We start from the raw sequence: 3,788 nt of genomic DNA, 5'->3' as shown, positions 1-3,788 counted from the left end.
TCTTTTCATTTAGTTTTGTGGGGTGCGACATTGGTTCTGCAAGCAATACCGCAAATTCTCAAACCTGCAAAACGTTAGCGGTCAGTGTAAAAGACGACACAACCAACAGAATGACAAGATAATTTTTGCTGCATAAAGACAAGAAAAAATGCCAACGCACAAAACAGCACATTTGCAAGCCCCGACACAAAAGCCGACCCTTCGGCTTGCAAAAGAGCTGTTTTCTTGCCAACGCACCGACAGAAGATTTTATCTTTGAACTTTTATATATATCACAGAGAATAGAAAAATGAAAATAAAGACGACAGTACAATCAATTGAACCAAACATAGCCGACCTTGCAAATGGTTGGCTTAAATCATATAAACTTCCTTACAAACTTGAACAAGAATCTGTAAATGCAGAAATAGACAAAGCATTATCAGACTATTACTCAAAAAATGGCGGGACAGGTGCAAACAGACCTGATGCCAAAATCTTGTTACAAAATAAATATTTAGAGTACTTCCCTATTCTTATTGAATACAAAGGCTACAAAGACAAATTAGTAAAACTTGACTCTGACGGACAAGTTGAAAACAGAACTTCCAAAAACGAACCGAACTTTAAGAACATCAATTCTTATGCGGTAAACGGTGCAGTTCATTACGCAAATGCTTTACTACATCATACAAGCTATATCGATATTATAGCAATTGGTATGACAGGACACAAAGATGAAACAGGGAAAATTCATCATACAATTGGTGTTTACTATGTTTCTAAAAGCAATCTTGGTGCAGGACAAAAAGTTGGTGAATACACAGACTTTTCATTTTTAGACCCGAAAAACTTTGACAGTTTTATTGACAAGGTAAAAACCTTGCAACTAACACCAGAAGAACTCGACAGACTTAAAGAACAACGAGAAAAGGAAATTGACCTTTGCCTAGTAAAACTTAATAATGACATTTACCAAAATGAAAAAGGTTTAGGAGAAAACGACCGTGTTTATCTTGTTGCAGCTTCAATAATTGCAACCCTTGGAATACCAGGAAAAGTTGCACCGCTTGAAAAATCAGATTTAAAATCCTCAACCGAAATTGGCAACAAGGACGGAGACATCATTGTTAGAAAAATCAAGGCGTTTTTAGATAACAAGGAAATTCCAGTTGAAAAGAAAAATCTAATCCTTAGAACTTTAGAAAACACGCTAACAACTGAAAACATCAACAAAGTCGAAAACGGAGAAAGCCAACTAAAAAGGGTATTTACCAAAATTGTTGACGACTTAGGGATTTATTACAAAATTGGCTTGACAACCGACTTTACAGGGAAACTATTCAATGAAATGTATGGTTGGCTTGGTTTTTCCCAAGACAAATTGAATGATGTAGTATTAACTCCTTCATACGTTGCAAATTTATTAGTAAAACTTGCGAGAGTAAATAAAGACTCTTATGTGTGGGATTTTGCGACAGGTTCAGCAGGTTTATTGGTTGCTGCAATGAACGAAATGCTTAATGATGCAAGGCAAAATATTAAATCGCCACAAGAGCTAACACAAAAAGAAATCAAAATTAAAACCGAGCAATTGCTCGGTTTAGAGTTGCTTTCAAGTGTGTATATGTTGGCGATTTTAAATATGATTTTAATGGGAGACGGTAGTTCAAACATTTTGAACATTGACTCAATTAAAGACTTTGACGGAAAATATGGTTTTGGAAAAACTGACAGCAAATTCCCTGCGGACGCATTCATTTTAAATCCACCTTATTCAGCTTTAGGAAACGGAATGAACTTCGTTGAAAAGGCATTAGGAATGATGAATAAAGGTTATGCAGCCATTATTATTCAAAATTCATCAGGTTCAGGTAAAGCAATTGATTACAATAAAAGAATTTTAGCAAAACATACACTTTTGGCGAGTATTAAAATGCCCGTAGACATATTTATCGGTAAATCAAGTGTAAATACTAACATTTATGTTTTCAAAGTAAATGAAAAGCACCACAAAGATGATGTTGTAAAGTTCATTGACTTTTCAAATGATGGCTACACCAGAGCTAACCGAAAAAAATCAAGTAACAATCTTAAAGACACAGACCAAGCCAAAGAGCGTTATCAAGAAGTTGTTGATTTGGTTCGTTTTGGAAAAAGTAAACTTAAAATATTTACTGATAGAGAATATTATGAAGGTTCAATTGACCCAAATAACGGTGCAGATTGGAATCAATCATCTCCAATTGATACCAAACCAACTTTAAAAGATTTTAAGAAAACAGTAGGTGAATATTTAGCTTGGGAGATAGGCGTAATTCTAAAACATCAAAACGTTGATAACTTGGGAAAGTAGATACCCCACTTAACGAAGAACTGAAAAACGTTAAGTGGGGTGTTTACGAATTGGGTGATTTATTTAATATCAACCCAACAAAATGGTATAAATTAGAAAACGAAGAAATATTGAGTAAAAACGGCAAAGTGCCAATGGTTTCTAATTCATCAACAGAGAATGGAATAATGGGATTCTCTAACTTAGATGCGAACAACAAGGGTAATACTCTTACTTGTTCGGACACCACTATGGGAGCAGACACAATGTTTTATCAAGAAAAAGATTTTATTGGATATTCTCACATCCAACATTTAGTGCCAAAGTTTACTCCGTTCAACAAATCAATTGCAAGTGCCATTATAGCTGCAAGTAGAATTTCAACCGCAAAGAAGTATGATTATGGCAATAAATTTAATCGTGCTGAAATGAATAAAACAAAAATCTTATTGCCAACTAAAAATGGTAAAATAGATTTTGAGTTTATACGAAGAATTATTTCAAGTATAGAATTTGAAAGAATTTCAAAAGTTGAAAATTACCTTATCGAGAATGAAATTAGAAACTTCGAACTGACATCTAAAGAAAAACAAGCAATAGAAAATTTTAAAGATTTGAAATGGCAACGATTCAATCTTGAAAACTTGTTTGGAAAATCAACTCGTGGAAAAAGACTTAAAAGTGCAGACAGAATTTCGGGTACATTACCATTTGTAACAGCAGGAGAAACAGACGAAGGAGTTTCAGATTTTATTGGTAATAATGTAACTGTATTTTCAGCCAACACGACAACAATTGATATGTTTGGTTCTGCGAAATACAGAAATTACAAATATGGCGGAGACGACCATATTGCAGTTGTACATACAGACAATTTGCCAAAGTACGCATCTATTTTTGTGACTTCTGCAATTCATAAATCATCATACAACGGACAATTTAACTACGGAAGAAACTTTTACGCCAAAGATGCTGACGTATTAGACTTTTCATTACCAGTTAAAGACGACAAACCAGATTATGAAACAATGGAAACTGTAATTTCCGCAATTCATAAATTGGTAATTAAAGACGTTGTTTTATACGTTCAACAAAAGAAACAAGAAGAAAAAATATTAATGGAACAATAGCCCAACGCAGTAGTCAAGCACATTTGCAGGTCGCACAAGCCAACACACAAACCAAAACCTGCAAAAGAGCTTGCCTACCCAACGCACTGACAAAAAACAATGCAGCAAAAAATTGATATAACGACTGACAAAAAAGAACACCGAACCGCTAACATCGGTTTTGCAAAATGGCGGGTTTCGTGCTTCTATGACGGTTTAGTGCAAGGTTCAAGTTCAGTTTTTCAATTGAACATTTGTACTGAAAATCCGCCACTTCGCAAAGCCGAGAACCGTTAGCGGTAATGCTATGACAACAGAACAGACCAAAAATATAATCCGACTTTTGACCGACAAAGGTGTTCACT

General features: G+C 34.7%; 2 protein-coding genes. Both read left to right on the top strand.

Going from position 1 to position 3,788, the window contains the following annotated elements; translation table 11 throughout:
• The first annotated feature begins 289 nt into the window (after positions 1-289).
• The gene (locus tag I5M32_RS16395) at positions 290-2,335 is read left to right on the top strand and encodes an HsdM family class I SAM-dependent methyltransferase (RefSeq protein ID WP_200588235.1); all 2,046 of its coding nucleotides are present in this window, start codon (positions 290-292) and stop codon (positions 2,333-2,335) included.
• A gap of 20 nt (positions 2,336-2,355) precedes the next feature.
• The gene (locus tag I5M32_RS16390) at positions 2,356-3,444 is read left to right on the top strand and encodes a restriction endonuclease subunit S (RefSeq protein WP_262895607.1); all 1,089 of its coding nucleotides are present in this window, start codon (positions 2,356-2,358) and stop codon (positions 3,442-3,444) included.
• Positions 3,445-3,788 lie beyond the last annotated feature (344 nt).

The organism is Pedobacter segetis, from assembly GCF_016623585.1.
In the GTDB taxonomy this organism is placed as follows: Bacteria; Bacteroidota; Bacteroidia; order Sphingobacteriales; family Sphingobacteriaceae; genus Pseudopedobacter; species Pseudopedobacter segetis.
The sequence above is the reverse complement of the archived record's forward strand: the minus strand, read 5'-3'. Positions and strand labels throughout refer to the sequence as shown.